Here is a 15,558-nt window from a genome sequence, read left to right as displayed (position 1 = left end):
ATGAGTGGACGGTGTTTTAGTTTTACATAAACCAGCTGGCCTGACTTCGCACGACTGTGTGTTTAAAGTCCGAAAGCTGCTTCGCACTAAAAAAGTAGGGCATACAGGCACATTAGACCCAGACGTTACAGGGGTATTGCCTATTTGTATCGGTAGAGCTACCAAAATTGTAGAATATCTAACAGGAGCTACTAAAACCTATGAAGGAGAAGTTACACTCGGATTTTCTACAACAACAGAAGATTCTTCCGGAGAGGTTGTAGAAGAAAAGAAAGTAGTGGATTCTTTTTCACGTGCTCAAGTCGAAGAAGTGCTGTCTTCGATGACAGGAGAACTTCAGCAAGTCCCTCCAATGTACTCCGCGGTAAAAGTCAAAGGTAAAAAGCTATATGAATATGCAAGGCAAGGAATCGAAGTAGAGCGCCCTGTTAGAACCATTCATATCTATAACTTTGAACTGCTGGATGATCGCTCTACATTTGAGGGAGAACAAATTTCCTTCAAATTCCGCGTAACGTGCAGCAAAGGTACATATGTGCGAACGCTTGCTGTAATGATTGGAGAAGCTCTTGGCTATCCGTCTCATATGTCGTATTTGCAGCGAACGGGTTCCGGGCAGTTTTCACTAGAAGATTGTGTGACATTTGAAGATATTGAACGGGCGGTAGAAGAAGAAACGATCAATGAGAAACTACATTCGATCGAAGAAGCTCTTAATCATTTGCCGAAACTTCAAATTAGTGATACATTAGCAGAGAAAGTGAAAAATGGCGCGGTATTGCCGTGTACGGAAGATGAAGAGTTAAAAAAAGAACCATTCTTTTTAATGATAAATTCTGCAGGCAAGTGCTTAGCAATTTATGCTCAGCACCCAACAAAAAAACATTTAATGAAGCCGGTTAAAGTGTTGGCAATCGACTAGACCGGTTAGGGAAAAGGTGAACTGTGTTTTGGAAACGATTGAAATTCGACATCCACACCACTTTCAACGAGAAGCTGTTCAACAATCAGTGTTAGCGCTTGGTTATTTTGATGGTGTACATTTAGGGCATCAGCAAGTGATAAATTCAGCAAAACAGTTAGCCGATGAAAAAGGCATAGCTAGTGCTGTGATGACGTTTACTCCTCACCCTTCTGTGGTGCTCGGGCGCAACGTGCAGCACATTGATATGATCACACCACTTCAAGAAAAAAAGAAACTCATTGAGGAAATGGGAATTGACTTTTTATATATCGTTCATTTTGATAAACAGTTTGCAGCACTATTGCCTCAAGAGTTTGTTGATCAATATATTATTGGCCTGAATGTGCAGCATGTGGTAGCTGGATTTGACTATACGTATGGAAAGTTAGGTAAAGGAACAATGGAAATACTACCATTTCATTCTCGATCAAAATTCACTCAAACAACAATTGATAAGTTAACAAATGGCGAAGAAAAAATTAGTTCAACGCTCATTCGCGAAAATTTAGCAAATGGAGACATGCATCGAGTAAAAGTGCTGCTTGGGCGCTATTATGAAGTGTCAGGTACAGTAACTCATGGAGAAAAGCGAGGCCGGCAAATAGGTTTTCCGACTGCTAACATCGCTTTAGACGATGAGTATTTACTTCCGCGCATCGGCGTGTATGCTGTTGAGCTTCAGCTCCACGGCAAGTGGTATGCAGGAGTATGCAACGTGGGCTACAAGCCGACTTTTCACGATAATTTAGAAAAGCCAACAATTGAAGTCCACTTATTATCATTTGACGAGCAAATCTACGATCAGCACGTAACGGTGAAATGGCACCGAATGATTCGTTCAGAAAAAAAGTTCAGCGGCATCGAAGAGCTTGTCGGTCAGATCTCAAAAGACAAGGAAGAAGCCCTTGCTTATTTTGAAGGAATTCAAAAGCATAAGAAATAAAAAAAAATATATAAATAGTTGCTACGACTTGCTTTTTGTTCTAATAAGTAGTAACATAACACTTGTATGTAAAACAACCATTGCTTGGCATTACGATTCACCAACGTTTTGCTCGGTAACTGGGGTTTAATAATAAGGAGGTGAATAGGATGGCTATCACACAAGAGCGTAAAAATGAAATCATTAGTGAGTACAAAACTCATGCGAACGACACTGGTTCTCCAGAAGTTCAAATCGCTGTCCTAACAGAGCAAATTAACAATCTAAACGGTCACTTACGTACTCATAAAAAGGATCACCATTCACGTCGTGGTCTTTTAAAAATGGTAGGTCGACGTCGTAACTTACTTAACTACCTACGTAACAAAGACGTTACTCGTTATCGTGAGTTAATCAACAAACTTGGTTTACGTCGATAATAAGAAGAAAGCGGGAGCATTCCCGCTTTTTTAGTATGTACATTTAAGAAACATTAAAGATGCTACATAATGTGAAAAAAGCTATTGTTTTTGGATATTTCGTTTATAATAAAACTATCACATTTGATTACATACATATTTTATATGTAGAGAGGGGTACTCGTCGATATGGAACAAGAAAAACGAGTGTTCTCCGTAGATCTAGCTGGACGAAAGCTAGAAGTTGAAGTTGGCCAGTTGGCAAAACAAGCAAATGGCGCAGCATTAATCCGCTATGGAGACACAGTTGTATTAAGTACAGCAACGGCTTCAAAAGAGCCTAAAAATGTAGATTTCTTCCCGTTAACAGTAAACTATGAAGAGCGTTTATATGCAGTCGGTAAAATCCCAGGTGGATTCATTAAGCGTGAAGGCAGACCAAGTGAAAAAGCAATCTTGGCTAGCCGTTTAATCGACCGTCCGATTCGTCCTTTATTCGCAGATGGTTTCCGAAACGAAGTTCAAGTTGTCAGCGTTGTAATGAGCGTAGATCAAGACTGTTCTTCAGAAATCGCGGCAATGTTCGGTTCTTCATTAGCATTATCAGTATCTGATATTCCATTTGAAGGTCCTATTGCAGGCGTAATCGTAGGCCGTGTAGACAATGAATTTGTTGTAAACCCAACGGTAGATGAGTTTGAAAAAAGCGATATTCATCTGACGGTTGCTGGTACAAAAGACGCGATCAACATGGTTGAAGCAGGCGCGGATGAAGTACCGGAAGAAGTAATGCTAGAAGCAATTATGTTTGGACACGAGCAAATTAAAAAATTAATTGCGTTCCAAGAAGAAATTGTAGCAGCAGTAGGCAAAGAAAAAGTAGAAGTTGAGCTTTATACTGTGGATGCTGACCTTGAGCGTCAAGTTCGCGAAATTGCAGAAGGTGACATGAACCGTGCCGTTCAAGTTCAAGAAAAGCACGCGCGCGAAAATGCGATTAAAGAAGTGAAAAGCGCAGTAGCTGCAAAATTTGAAGAGCAAGATGTAGAAGAAGAAGTACTAAATCAAGTGAATGAAATTTTATCGAAGCTTGTTAAAAGTGAAGTGCGTCGCTTGATCACAGAAGAAAAAGTGCGTCCTGATGGCCGTAGTATTGACGAAATTCGTCCACTTTCTTCTGAAACAAACTTGCTTCCTCGTACACACGGATCTGGATTATTTACGCGTGGACAAACTCAAGCGCTTAGCATTTGTACATTAGGTGCACTTGGCGATGTGCAAATTTTAGATGGTTTAAGTGTAGAAGAATCTAAACGCTTCATGCATCATTATAACTTCCCTTCATTTAGTGTTGGTGAAACTAGACCGATGCGCGGACCAGGTCGTCGTGAAATTGGACATGGTGCGCTAGGTGAACGTGCACTTGAGCCGGTTATTCCAAATGAAAAAGATTTCCCTTATACAATTCGTCTTGTATCTGAAGTGTTAGAGTCAAATGGTTCTACTTCACAAGCAAGTATTTGTGCAAGTACGCTTGCAATGATGGATGCTGGGGTTCCAATTAAAGCACCTGTAGCAGGAATTGCCATGGGTCTGATCAAATCAGGTGAACACTACTCGATTCTAACGGACATTCAAGGAATGGAAGATCACCTAGGAGATATGGACTTTAAAGTAGCAGGTACGGAAAATGGCGTAACTGCGCTTCAAATGGATATTAAAATTGACGGGTTATCTCGTGAAATTTTAGATGAAGCCCTTCAACAAGCAAAAAAAGGCCGTATGCAGATCTTAAATCATATGATGTCAACGATTGCTACGCCTCGTCAAGAGCTTTCTCAATATGCGCCTAAGATCCTTACAATGGCTATTAACCCTGATAAAATTCGTGATGTTATTGGACCAAGCGGCAAGCAAATCAATAAAATCATCGAAGAAACAGGCGTTAAAATTGATATCGAACAAGATGGTACAATCTTCATTTCTTCTATTGATCAGCCGATGAATGAAAAAGCGAAGAAAATTATTGAAGATCTTGTACGCGAAGTTGAAGTCGGCCAAATGTACTTAGGAAAAGTAAAACGAATTGAAAAATTCGGTGCATTTGTAGAAATCTTCAGCGGAAAAGATGGGCTTGTTCACATTTCAGAGCTTGCAGAAGAGCGTATTGGAAAAGTGGAAGACGTTGTATCGATTGGCGACGAGATTTTAGTTAAGGTTATGGAAATTGATAAACAAGGCCGCGTTAACTTATCTCGTAAAGCAATTTTAAAAGAACAAAAAGAAAAAGAAGAAAAAGCAAAAGAAACAAAATAATCTTCTTTTACTACTATATAGATATTGTGAAATCGTCCATACATGAAGAAAATCCATGTGTAGGGCGATTTTATCGTTTGTAGATGTTTGTTCTACCTTGTCCTCTTTATACATATTTTAAATGGTAAAGGGGGAAGGATAAGTGAAGAGAACCATTGTGCAATTTACAGCATTTCTATTTTTACTGGCAATTACATATAAATCTATTTATAATCCTTTTGCTGAAGCATATATAGAAGCACTTAAATCCGATGTACAACTTGTATCAGCTCAGCATGATGCGTTATATCAAAAGATTGAAGAAAAAGCAAAAGATTATGAAAAGCCGGCAGTGAATGCACGAATCGATCCCGTTTGGAAACGGGTTCCTGGCTATAACGGCATAAAAGTTGATCTTGCTGCTTCTTATAAAAATATGAAACCTGCGGGTAAATTTGATGAAAAAAAACTAGTGTACAAACAGGTTAGACCAAAGGTTCACTTGAAGGATTTACCACAGGAACCTATCTACCGTGGACACGATGAAAAGCCTATGGTATCGTTTACAGTGAACGTAGCATGGGGGAACGAGTATTTGCCTAAAATGTTAGAAGTGCTAAAAAAGCACCATGCTAAAGCAACCTTCTTTTTAGAAGGAAAATGGGTTAAAAATAATCCAGATATGGCAAAAATGATTGTAGACGCAGGGCATGAAGTAGGAAACCACTCTTATTCTCATCCTGATATGGCCACTTTATCGGCTAGTCAAATCAATCAGCAGCTTAAAAAAACGAATGATATTATTACGTCTACTACGGGACAAAAAGTAAAATGGTTTGCTCCGCCGAGCGGCAGTTTTCGCCCCGAAGTAGTAACGCTTGCTTCTCAGTTAAAAATGAATACCATCATGTGGACGGTTGATACAATCGATTGGCAAAAGCCAAGTTCAGAAGTGTTAATTAATCGAGTAATGAAAAAGATTCACCCAGGGGCTATTGTACTGATGCACCCGACTGAATCAACGGCTGAATCGCTTGACCAATTGTTAACCGATATTGAACGCAAAGGCCTCAAAGTTAGCGATGTGTCAACAATGCTAGATGAAGAACGAATGATGAAAATACCTTCTTTTACTAAGAAGTAAGTGAGATAAGCAAAAGGGAGGCACTAGCTTGATAAAACGATATACGTGCAAAAATGGTGTAAGAATTGTATTGGAAAATATCCCAACTGTTCGATCTGTGGCCATTGGGGTGTGGATCGGAACGGGTTCTCGAAGTGAACACCCTGAAATTAATGGTGTATCACATTTTCTTGAACATATGTTTTTTAAAGGAACAAAAACAAGATCTGCTCGTGAAATTGCAGAAAGCTTCGACCGCATTGGCGGACAAGTAAATGCATTCACTTCTAAAGAATACACGTGCTACTATGCAAAAGTATTAGATGAACACGCAGATCAAGCGCTCGATGTGCTGGCGGATATGTTCTTTAATTCTTCATTTGATGAAGAGGAATTAGCTCGTGAAAAAAATGTTGTATATGAAGAAATTAAAATGTATGAAGATACACCTGATGATATTGTACACGATCTATTAGGAAAAGCCGTATATGGAAATCATCCATTAGGCTATCCAATTTTAGGAACGGAAGATACGTTAAAAACATTTAACGGTGAGTCGCTTCGTCAGTATATGGAGCAAATGTATATTCCTGAAAACATTGTTATTTCAGTAGCTGGAAACATTGATGAAAGTTTTATTCAGCAGGTGGAAAACTATTTTGGTACATATACGTCAAGTCATTCCGCTCATCAATATGTTCAGCCAGAGTTCCATACAAATCATATTGCGCGCAAAAAGGAGACTGAACAAGCTCACCTTTGCCTTGGCTTTAAAGGTTTGCCAATCGGCGGAGAAGATGTATATAGCTTAATTGTATTAAATAACGTGCTTGGTGGAAGTATGAGCAGTCGTTTGTTCCAAGAAGTCCGCGAACAGCGCGGCTTGGCTTACTCTGTTTTCTCTTATCATTCTTCTTATCGAGACAGCGGTCTTGTCACGATTTATGGGGGGACGGGAAGCCATCAGCTCGACGTGTTATATGATACGGTTCAAGAAACGCTTTATGATCTGAAAGACAAAGGGATTACGGATAAAGAACTTGCTAACAGCAAAGAGCAGCTGAAAGGAAACTTAATGCTGAGTCTTGAAAGTACAAACAGCCGTATGAGCAGAAACGGAAAAAATGAGTTAATGCTAGGCTATCACCGTTCATTAGATGAGATTTTAGATCTTGTTAATGCCGTGACTAAAGATAGTGTAAATGGTCTTGCGCGAGATATTTTCAAAGATGAATTTGCTCTTTCGCTAATAAGCCCGAGTGGAGATTTACCTAAAGGTTTTAAAGGAAATTAAACAGTAAAAGTAAGGTTGGCTAAAATAATTGAGCCAGCCTTATTTTTTTGTCATTTTTTGCATGGTTGTTCAATAAATTAGATGAAAGGAGGGATTCTATGAGATTAAGCGAACTGAGTGGGAAAGAAATTGTAGATGTTAAGCGAGCAGAGCGTTTGGGTATTTTAGGGCAAACAGATCTTGAAATTAATGAACATACGGGACAAATTAATGCGCTTATTATTCCATCTGTGAAGTGGTTTGGATTTCGAAAGCAAGGAGATGAAGTGCGAGTGCCGTGGGGGAATATCGAAAAAATTGGTACAGATATGGTGATTGTAAATGTCCAGCAGCTAGAAGACATAAATAATCAGTCAACAAAATAAGAAACGAGATGCTTCCTGCATCTCGTTTCTTTTATTTTCAGGGATAAAGATTCACCGATTCCTGTGTGTTTACATAGTATGTTGAAGAAAAGCAATAGGCATTCTAGGGCGTAACGATAGCACTTTACATTTCGATGGTTTAAGCGAAAGATACATCTATTTAATGTTAAAGAAGGTGAAAATGAAACATGTTAACGGATTTGCACATAGCTGTAATTGGCGGTGATGCTAGGCAGCTTGAAGTCATTCGAAAATTAATTCAATTAGATGCAAAAACCTCTCTTATTGGTTTTGATCAGCTAGATCATGGTTTTACAGGTGCGACGAAATATCAGATAGAGGAGCTGGATTTTTCAGATGTTGATGCCATCATCCTTCCAGTGCCTGGAACAAATCACGAAGGGCAAGTAGATACTATTTTTTCAAATGAAAAAGTAGTGCTGACTGAAGAAATACTTAAAAAAACGCCTGAGCACTGCATTATTTATTCTGGTATTAGCAATGGGTATTTAAACGAATTAGTCAAAACGACAAACCGTAAACTCGTTCAGCTATTTGAGCGTGATGATGTAGCAATTTATAACTCTATCCCTACTGTTGAAGGTACCATCATGCTTGTTATTCAACATACGGATTTTACCATTCACGGTTCAAATATTTCTGTCCTAGGTTTAGGAAGAGTAGGAATGAGCGTGGCAAGGTCCTTTGCTGCACTCGGTGCCAATGTAAAAGTAGGGGCTAGAAAATCTGAACATTTAGCACGTATTGCTGAAATGGGTTTGCAACCTTTCTATCTTTCTGAACTCGATAAAGAAATTGCTGATAGCGATATATGTATTAACACCATTCCATACCCCATCTTAACGGCTAAGACATTATCTAATGTCCCGACCCATGCGCTCATTATTGATTTAGCTTCAAAGCCTGGAGGAACCGATTTCCGCTATGCAGAAAAACGAGGAATTAAAGCTATTTTAGCACCTGGTCTTCCAGGAATTGTGGCTCCAAAAACAGCAGGTCAGATTGTCGCTAATGTATTAGTGAATTTATTAAAAGACGCTGCGGATGCGAGAGAGGAGAAAAAATAATGTCATTAAAAGGTAAAAGAATAGGATTCGGCTTGACGGGATCTCACTGTACGTATGATGCGGTTATGCCGGAAATTGAAAAGCTTGTTAATTTGGGAGCAGAAGTGTTACCGGTTGTTTCTTACACTGTACAATCCACAAATACTCGTTTTGGAGATGGAGAAGACTGGGTGAAGAAAATTGAGGAATTAACAGGTCATGCCGTCATCAATACAATTGTAAAAGCAGAGCCTTTAGGACCAAAAATTCCGCTTGATTGTATGGTGGTTGCCCCAATCACTGGGAATACGATGAGTAAGTTTGCGAATGCAATGACTGAATCTCCGGTACTCATGGCAGCTAAAGCAACGCTTCGTAATAATAAGCCGGTGGTACTGGGAATTTCAACTAATGACGCACTAGGGCTAAATGGTGTAAACTTAATGAGGCTAATGGCGACTAAAAATATTTATTTTATTCCATTTGGTCAAGATGACCCGGTGTTTAAGCCGAATTCAATGGTAGCGCGTATGACGATGTTATCAGACACGGTGTACGCAGCGCTTGAAGATAAACAGATTCAGCCTGTTATTGTCGAAAGGTTCCGCGACGGTCAAGAGTCATAGGACATATATGCCTCTTGCTGTTGCATGAATCTATTCAATACTGCGGCTGTAAGAGAACTCTCAATTTCAAAGAAGAGAAGATTTTAAAAATCTTCTCTTCTTTGACGCAATGAAGCATAATAATATGTTAAAATAGTCAGTATATGCAGATAAATGTTGAGTAGTTGAAAATTGTTGGAGGCGGTATTAAAATGACAAGAGAATTACATGTAGCAGTAGTAGGAGCAACAGGTGCAGTAGGACAACAAATGATTAAAACCCTACAGGAGCGTAATTTTCCAGTTGGTAAATTAACGTTATTATCTTCAGCTCGTTCAGCTGGTAAAAAAGTGTTGTTTAACGGAGAAGAAGTTGTTGTGCAAGAAGCAACTCCTGATAGCTTTGAAGGCGTAGACATTGCTTTATTCAGTGCAGGCGGGAGCATTTCAAAAGCACTTGCACCAGAGGCAGTAAAACGCGGAGCAATCGTTGTAGACAACACAAGCGCTTATCGAATGGATGAAAATGTCCCGTTAGTTGTGCCGGAAGTGAATGAAGATGCATTACACGCACATAACGGAATCATTGCTAATCCAAACTGCTCTACAATTCAAATGGTTGCAGCATTACAGCCATTGCGCGAAACATACGGCTTATCTAAAGTGCTAGTATCAACGTATCAAGCCGTTTCTGGAGCAGGCGCTGCTGCAATTAATGAATTAAAAGAACAAGCTAAAGCTATTTTAGAAGAAAAAGAGTTTACACCGGAAATTTTACCGGTTGGTGGAGATAAAAAACATTATCAAATTGCTTTTAATGCCATTCCGCAAATTGATAAATTTCAAGATAACGGTTTTACATTTGAAGAAATGAAAATGATTAATGAAACGAAGAAAATTATGAGCATGCCTGAATTGCCAGTAGCTGCTACTTGTGTTCGTCTACCGGTTGTAACAGGTCATTCAGAGTCAGTGTACATTGAAATTGAAAAAGACGGTGTAACGGTAGCTGATGTGAAAAATTTATTGGCTGATGCACCTGGTATCGTATTGCAAGATGATCCAGAAAATCAAGTATATCCAATGCCAGCAGATTGTGTAGGTAAACGAGATGTGTTTGTCGGCCGTATTCGTAAAGATTTAGATCGCGATAACGGTTTCCATATGTGGATCGTTTCTGATAACTTGTTAAAAGGTGCAGCTTGGAATTCTGTACAAATTGCAGAATCACTTATTAAGCTTAGCTTAGTAAAATAAGCGCAACCAGAGTGTCTCGGAACATGATGAGGTGTAAGTATGAAAATAATCGTCCAAAAATTTGGAGGAACTTCCGTTCGTAACGAAGAAGGAAGAGCGAGAGCAATCTATCATTTAAATAATGCATTAAGTGAGGGGTACAAAGTAGTCGTTGTTGTATCGGCAATGGGACGAAAAGGTGAGCCGTATGCAACGGATACATTGCTTTCACTTGTTGATGGAAATAAAGCGTCTCTTAATAAACGTGAGCTTGATATGCTTATGGCATGCGGAGAATTAATTTCATCGGTAGTGTTTACGAATTTATTAAACGAAAATGGTATTAAAGCTACAGCGTTAAACGGTGCACAGGCCGGGTTTGTGACGAATGATGATTTTACCAATGCCAAGATACTAGAAATGAAATGCGACCGTTTGTTAAAAGAATTAGAAGAATATGATGTCGTTGTTGTAACAGGCTTTCAAGGGGCAACTACTGAAGGTGATACAACAACGCTTGGACGCGGAGGCAGCGATACATCTGCTTCAGCTTTAGGTGCAGCCCTTATGGCTGATTACATTGACATTTTCACGGATGTAGAAGGTGTGATGACAGCGGACCCGCGTATTGTAGAAGATGCAAGACCGCTATCCGTTGTCACATATAACGAAATATGCAACATGGCTTATCAAGGTGCAAAAGTAGTTCACCCACGTGCCGTAGAGATTGCCATGCAGGCAAAAGTGCCGATGCGCGTCCGTTCCACTTATGCTGATTCAGCAGGTACGCTCGTTACATCTCAAGGTGAAGCACAGCAGCGTGGAAGCGATGTGCAAGAACGCCTTGTAACAGGCATCGCGCACGTATCCAACGTCACTCAAATTAAAGTTTTTAGTAAAGAAGGCCATTATGATACGCAAGCAGAAGTATTCAAAGCAATGGCACAAGAAAAAATCAGCGTAGATTTTATCAATATTTCACCGAAGGGTGTTGTATATACGGTAACAGATGAAGCAACTGACAAAGCGATTGATGTGCTTCATGCGCTAGGGTATGAGCCGGCTGTTATTCGCAATTGTGCCAAAGTGTCAACGGTTGGAGCAGGAATTGCAGGGGTGCCTGGTGTTACATCTAAAATTGTTACAGCCCTTTCTGGCGAAGGTATTCAGATTTTACAATCTGCTGATAGCCATACGACGATTTGGGTGCTTGTAAAAGAAGAGGATTTAAAGAAAGCTGTTAATGCTCTTCATGGTGCCTTTGACTTGTCAAAAGCACCGCAAAAGAGATAAACTACATGTTCCGTTAGCTATAAGCTAACGGTTCATTACATGAATAGGGATAATGCAATTTCAAGGAGTGAAAACATGATTGATTTTGGGAAAGTCGCAACAGCGATGGTAACGCCTTTTGATCATAAAGGAAATATTGATTTTGAAAAAACAACGCAGCTGATTAACTATTTAATCAGCAACGGTTCGGATGCGTTGGTAATTGCCGGAACAACGGGTGAATCTCCTACGCTTTCAACAGAAGAAAAGCTAGCGCTGTTCCGCCACTCAGTAAAAGTAGTAGATGGCCGTGTACCGGTTATTGCAGGTACAGGAAGCAACAATACGTATGCATCAATTGAATTAACAAAAAAAGCGGAAGAAATCGGCGTAGATGCGATTATGATTGTAGCGCCTTATTACAACAAGCCAAATCAGGAAGGTCTGTATCAACACTTTAAAACAATTGCTGAAAGTACAGAGCTGCCTGTCATGTTATACAATATTCCAGGGCGATCCGTGATCAATATGTCTGTTGATACAATTGTACGCCTAGCTGAACTGCCAAATGTTGTAGCGTTAAAAGATGCAAGCGGAGATCTTGACGCAATGACAGCTATTATCGCACAAACAAGCGATGATTTTGCTTTATACAGCGGTGATGATGGTTTAACACTACCGGTATTAGCAATTGGAGGAACTGGTATTATTTCTGTTGCCTCTCACATTATTGGGAATGAAATGCAAGAGATGGTTAAGCTGTATGAGTCAGGAAATCCGAAGGAAGCAGCAAAAATTCATCAGCGTATTGTACCCGTTATGAAATCTCTTTTTGCAGCTCCAAGTCCAACGCCTGTTAAAACGGCTTTACAGCTAAAAGGATTAGACGTAGGATCGGTACGATTACCTTTAGTTCCGTTAACGGAAGAAGAACGCCAAACGTTAGTCAGCACATTAAATACGCTATAAGCTATAAGTATGTTTTTTAAACGTCTCTTCATTGACCGTATATACGAGTCGATGAAGGGACGTTTTTTTCTTATAAGATAATAGAAGAGCAGATGACGGAAATAGACGAATGAAATTTCTTGTATTCCAATTCTTACTTCAGTTATAATGTAAGCAAATGAAATTGTACGGGTGAAAGTAAGTAGGAGGAGCTTATGGTACTAGAAAAGACAGAAAATATTAAAATTTCAGCCTTGGGTGGAGTCGGAGAACTTGGAAAAAACATGTATGTGGTGGAAATCAATGAAAACATATATGTGTTAGATGCAGGATCAAAGTTTCCGGGAGGGGAAATGTTAGGAATTGATATTGTCATTCCGGACATTACATATTTAGTAGAAAATCAGCAGAACGTAAAAGGCATATTTGTTACTCATGGACACGAAGAACAAATTGGCGCTATTCCTTTTATACTTCAAAAATTGGATGTGCCTGTATATGGTACAGAATTAACGCTAGCACTTATCAAAGAAAAGTTAAAAGAGTATGGAATTAAAAAACATGAAGCTTTACATCCTATCACTTCGTCAACGGTTTTATCGTTTGAAGGAGTGGATATTTCATTTTTCAGAACGCAGCACAGCATACAAGATTCAGTCGGTATTTGTTTACAAACAAATCAAGGTGCGATTGTATATACAGGTGATTTTAAATTTGATCAAAATTCAGTCAGCATTCAAAGCGCTGATATTGGAAAAATGGCTGCCATTGGGGAAAAAGGCGTCCTGTGTTTGCTTTCAGACAGTACAAATGCAGATAAGCCAGGCTATACAGTTTCCGAAGCCGTCATTGGACAAAATATTACCGACGCTTTTTATAAAAGCAAAGGTCGAATCATTGTTGCTGCATACAGTTCCAATCTGCACCGTATTCAGCAAATCATTCATGCCGCATATCAGCACGGCCGTAACCTGATCGTTATGGAAAAAAGTATGCTGAAAATCATTGATATTGCAGCAAAACTTGGACATTTGCAGCTGCCTGAGGATTTAATTGTTCCTGTGCAAAAGCTAAAAGATCTTCCAAAACATGAAACGGTTATTTTAACAACAGGTCATCACGGAGAGCCGATTTTAGGTCTTACTCGAATGGCTAAACAGTCCCATAAATTTATTCAAATCAAACAAGATGATACGGTCCTGCTGGCTGCTACACCTGTGGCGGGGCACGAAACGACCTTTTCAAAAACAATTGACGTCATCTTTCGTTTAGGAGCAAGCGTAGTGTTTGCTCAGAAGAAAGTGCAGGCTTCCGGACACGGCAGTCAAGAAGAATTAAAATTTATGATTAACTTAACAAAGCCTAAATATGTCATGCCTGTCAATGGAGAATACCGAAAGCAAAAAGCTTATGCAAAGCTGGCCGGTCAATTAGGAATATCAGAAGATCATATTTGTTTGCTTGAAAAAGGTGAGCGAGTTGAGTTTAAAGATGCTCGCATGTACCCTAGCGGTTCTATTCAAGCAGGAAATACGCTCATTGATGGACTAGGCGTCGGTGATATTGGAAATATCGTTCTGAGAGACCGCAGGCTGCTTTCACAGGACGGAATCTTAACGGTAGTAGTTACGATTAATAAACGCCAAAAAACGGTAGTAGCGGGGCCAGAAATCATCTCGCGCGGATTCGTCTATGTAAGAGAATCAGAAAAACTTTTAGAAGAAGCCACGAAGATTGTTCAGCAAATTTTAGAAAAGTGTATGGAAGACAAAGTAATCGAGTGGTCTTCATTAAAATTAAAAATGAGAGAAAGTTTAAATCAATTTTTATATGAAAAAACCCGTCGTAAACCGATGATTTTACCGATTATCATGGAAATCTAATGTGAAGCCTTCCCGCTGGGAAGGCTTTTTATTTGCAGCTGATGCGGATGTAATAACTGTGAGAAGTTCATACTACTACTATCAATAAGTGAAAGGAGCTAGAATATGTTTGAAAATAACGAAAGATTACATTCTGATGAAGCGCCTCAGCAGCCTAATAAAAATGAAGAAAGCAAGGGCGGAATATTAGATAAAATTCAACAATTAGGACAGACCAACGTGGCTCAGCTTCCTCAGGATTCTAATATTCACTGTTTAACGATTGTAGGACAAATCGAAGGGCACATGCAGCTGCCTCCTCAAAACAAAACGACAAAATATGAGCATGTCATCCCGCAAATTGTGGCGATCGAACAAAATCCAAAAATTGAAGGATTGCTTATTATCTTGAATACTGTAGGTGGAGATGTAGAAGCGGGTCTTGCAATTGCTGAAATGATTGCTTCGTTATCCAAGCCTTCTGTGTCTATTGTGTTAGGAGGCGGACATTCAATCGGTGTTCCAATTGCGGTTTCAACTGATTATTCGTATATTGCCGGTACAGCGACCATGACCATTCATCCTATTCGCTTAACGGGTCTTGTTATTGGTGTACCGCAAACATTTGAATACTTAGATAAAATGCAAGAGCGCGTGATTAACTTTGTGAGAGAACATTCTCATATTTCAGAAGAAAAGTTTAAAGAACTTATGTTTTCAAAAGGGAACTTAACGCGTGATATCGGGACAAATGTAGTTGGCGGAGATGCTGTTTCATATGGGTTAATTAACGAAGTAGGCGGAGTTGCTCAAGCGATCAAAAAGTTGAATGAACTGATTGAGCAAGGACGTCAGAATGAGGAGCAGCTGCTGCAATGATTTTGTATACAATGATGCCGCAAGAACTGATCTTTCAGCAGTCTTATCATCAAGAACAATCTCAGCCAAAGCTTATTAACCATAATGGAATCCCGGTTATTGTTGAAGAAAATGAACAAAAGCAACAGCAAATTGTGAGGATTTTAAGCACGAATCCTCAAGATTATTTGAATGAAAATTATTATCCTGGTCAAATTTTGTCGTAAGGATTTCAGTATAATTATGGTGAATATGGTATAATGAATATGACGAAGAAGGCAGCCGCTGTATTGGCTGCTTTTTTATTCAACTGATAAAAGAAACAAAAT

Annotated in this window: 15 protein-coding genes; all 15 read left to right on the top strand. The window is 39.4% G+C overall.

Annotated elements, in window-relative coordinates:
* Window positions 1-4 precede the first annotated feature (4 nt).
* The 15 genes from truB (at window position 5) to ACN6NE_RS05240 (ending at window position 15,456) form a co-directional block, all read left to right on the top strand.
* On the top strand, window positions 5-922 hold the full coding sequence (truB, locus tag ACN6NE_RS05310) for a tRNA pseudouridine(55) synthase TruB (RefSeq protein WP_129704429.1): 918 nt from the start codon (window positions 5-7) through the stop codon (window positions 920-922).
* 28 nt (window positions 923-950) lie between these two features.
* Window positions 951-1,907, top strand: a complete 957-nt coding sequence (gene ribF, locus ACN6NE_RS05305) for a bifunctional riboflavin kinase/FAD synthetase (protein WP_129704427.1) — start codon at window positions 951-953, stop codon at window positions 1,905-1,907.
* A gap of 149 nt (window positions 1,908-2,056) precedes the next feature.
* A complete protein-coding gene (rpsO, locus tag ACN6NE_RS05300) occupies window positions 2,057-2,326 on the top strand; it encodes a 30S ribosomal protein S15 (RefSeq protein WP_013058831.1) in 270 nt (89 codons plus the stop codon).
* A gap of 168 nt (window positions 2,327-2,494) precedes the next feature.
* Window positions 2,495-4,621 carry a polyribonucleotide nucleotidyltransferase gene (gene pnp, locus ACN6NE_RS05295; protein WP_474324795.1) on the top strand — a complete coding sequence of 709 codons (2,127 nt, stop codon included), beginning with the start codon at window positions 2,495-2,497 and terminating at the stop codon, window positions 4,619-4,621.
* Between the two features lie 142 nt (window positions 4,622-4,763).
* Window positions 4,764-5,744: a polysaccharide deacetylase family protein gene (locus tag ACN6NE_RS05290; RefSeq protein WP_129704423.1), complete on the top strand. Its 981-nt coding sequence runs from the start codon at window positions 4,764-4,766 to the stop codon at window positions 5,742-5,744.
* Between the two features lie 28 nt (window positions 5,745-5,772).
* Complete coding sequence (locus ACN6NE_RS05285; protein WP_129704421.1) at window positions 5,773-7,017, top strand: M16 family metallopeptidase; 1,245 nt, start codon at window positions 5,773-5,775, stop codon at window positions 7,015-7,017.
* 98 nt (window positions 7,018-7,115) lie between these two features.
* Window positions 7,116-7,382, top strand: a complete 267-nt coding sequence (locus ACN6NE_RS05280) for a YlmC/YmxH family sporulation protein (RefSeq protein ID WP_016765372.1) — start codon at window positions 7,116-7,118, stop codon at window positions 7,380-7,382.
* Window positions 7,383-7,570: 188 nt separating this feature from the next.
* The gene (gene dpaA, locus ACN6NE_RS05275) at window positions 7,571-8,470 is read left to right on the top strand and encodes a dipicolinic acid synthetase subunit A (RefSeq protein WP_013058826.1); all 900 of its coding nucleotides are present in this window, start codon (window positions 7,571-7,573) and stop codon (window positions 8,468-8,470) included.
* Window positions 8,470-9,075, top strand: a complete 606-nt coding sequence (locus ACN6NE_RS05270) for a dipicolinate synthase subunit B (protein ID WP_025750286.1) — start codon at window positions 8,470-8,472, stop codon at window positions 9,073-9,075. The genes dpaA and ACN6NE_RS05270 overlap by 1 nt, the downstream gene beginning before the upstream one ends.
* A gap of 191 nt (window positions 9,076-9,266) precedes the next feature.
* A complete protein-coding gene (gene asd / locus ACN6NE_RS05265) occupies window positions 9,267-10,310 on the top strand; it encodes an aspartate-semialdehyde dehydrogenase (protein WP_013058824.1) in 1,044 nt (347 codons plus the stop codon).
* A gap of 39 nt (window positions 10,311-10,349) precedes the next feature.
* Window positions 10,350-11,582, top strand: coding sequence for an aspartate kinase (gene dapG / locus ACN6NE_RS05260; RefSeq protein ID WP_116076124.1), 1,233 nt, complete (start codon window positions 10,350-10,352; stop codon window positions 11,580-11,582).
* 75 nt (window positions 11,583-11,657) lie between these two features.
* Complete coding sequence (gene dapA / locus ACN6NE_RS05255) at window positions 11,658-12,530, top strand: 4-hydroxy-tetrahydrodipicolinate synthase (RefSeq protein WP_129704419.1); 873 nt, start codon at window positions 11,658-11,660, stop codon at window positions 12,528-12,530.
* Window positions 12,531-12,724: 194 nt separating this feature from the next.
* Window positions 12,725-14,392, top strand: a complete 1,668-nt coding sequence (locus ACN6NE_RS05250) for a ribonuclease J (protein ID WP_129704417.1) — start codon at window positions 12,725-12,727, stop codon at window positions 14,390-14,392.
* Window positions 14,393-14,497: 105 nt separating this feature from the next.
* Window positions 14,498-15,250 carry a ClpP family protease gene (locus ACN6NE_RS05245; protein ID WP_013058820.1) on the top strand — a complete coding sequence of 251 codons (753 nt, stop codon included), beginning with the start codon at window positions 14,498-14,500 and terminating at the stop codon, window positions 15,248-15,250.
* Window positions 15,247-15,456: a YlzJ-like family protein gene (locus ACN6NE_RS05240; protein ID WP_013058819.1), complete on the top strand. Its 210-nt coding sequence runs from the start codon at window positions 15,247-15,249 to the stop codon at window positions 15,454-15,456. Before ACN6NE_RS05245 ends, ACN6NE_RS05240 begins: the two co-directional genes overlap by 4 nt.
* The last annotated feature ends 102 nt before the right edge of the window (window positions 15,457-15,558 follow it).

This window comes from Priestia sp. 53B2 (genome assembly GCF_056099005.1).
Note: the sequence above shows the minus strand (reverse complement) of the source record. Positions and strands in the feature narration are given on the sequence as shown.

Excerpts from the sequence above, each read along its gene's own strand:
- dapA (WP_129704419.1), top strand. The coding sequence starts at position 11,658 with ATGATTGATTTTGGGAAAGTCGCAACAGCGATGGTAACGCCTTTTGAT.
- ACN6NE_RS05250 (WP_129704417.1), top strand. The coding sequence starts at position 12,725 with ATGGTACTAGAAAAGACAGAAAATATTAAAATTTCAGCCTTGGGTGGA.
- asd (WP_013058824.1), top strand. The coding sequence starts at position 9,267 with ATGACAAGAGAATTACATGTAGCAGTAGTAGGAGCAACAGGTGCAGTA.
- pnp (WP_474324795.1), top strand. The coding sequence starts at position 2,495 with ATGGAACAAGAAAAACGAGTGTTCTCCGTAGATCTAGCTGGACGAAAG.
- ACN6NE_RS05240 (WP_013058819.1), top strand. The coding sequence starts at position 15,247 with ATGATTTTGTATACAATGATGCCGCAAGAACTGATCTTTCAGCAGTCT.
- dapG (WP_116076124.1), top strand. The coding sequence starts at position 10,350 with ATGAAAATAATCGTCCAAAAATTTGGAGGAACTTCCGTTCGTAACGAA.
- ACN6NE_RS05245 (WP_013058820.1), top strand. The coding sequence starts at position 14,498 with ATGTTTGAAAATAACGAAAGATTACATTCTGATGAAGCGCCTCAGCAG.
- dpaA (WP_013058826.1), top strand. The coding sequence starts at position 7,571 with ATGTTAACGGATTTGCACATAGCTGTAATTGGCGGTGATGCTAGGCAG.
- ACN6NE_RS05280 (WP_016765372.1), top strand. The coding sequence starts at position 7,116 with ATGAGATTAAGCGAACTGAGTGGGAAAGAAATTGTAGATGTTAAGCGA.
- rpsO (WP_013058831.1), top strand. The coding sequence starts at position 2,057 with ATGGCTATCACACAAGAGCGTAAAAATGAAATCATTAGTGAGTACAAA.
- ACN6NE_RS05270 (WP_025750286.1), top strand. The coding sequence starts at position 8,470 with ATGTCATTAAAAGGTAAAAGAATAGGATTCGGCTTGACGGGATCTCAC.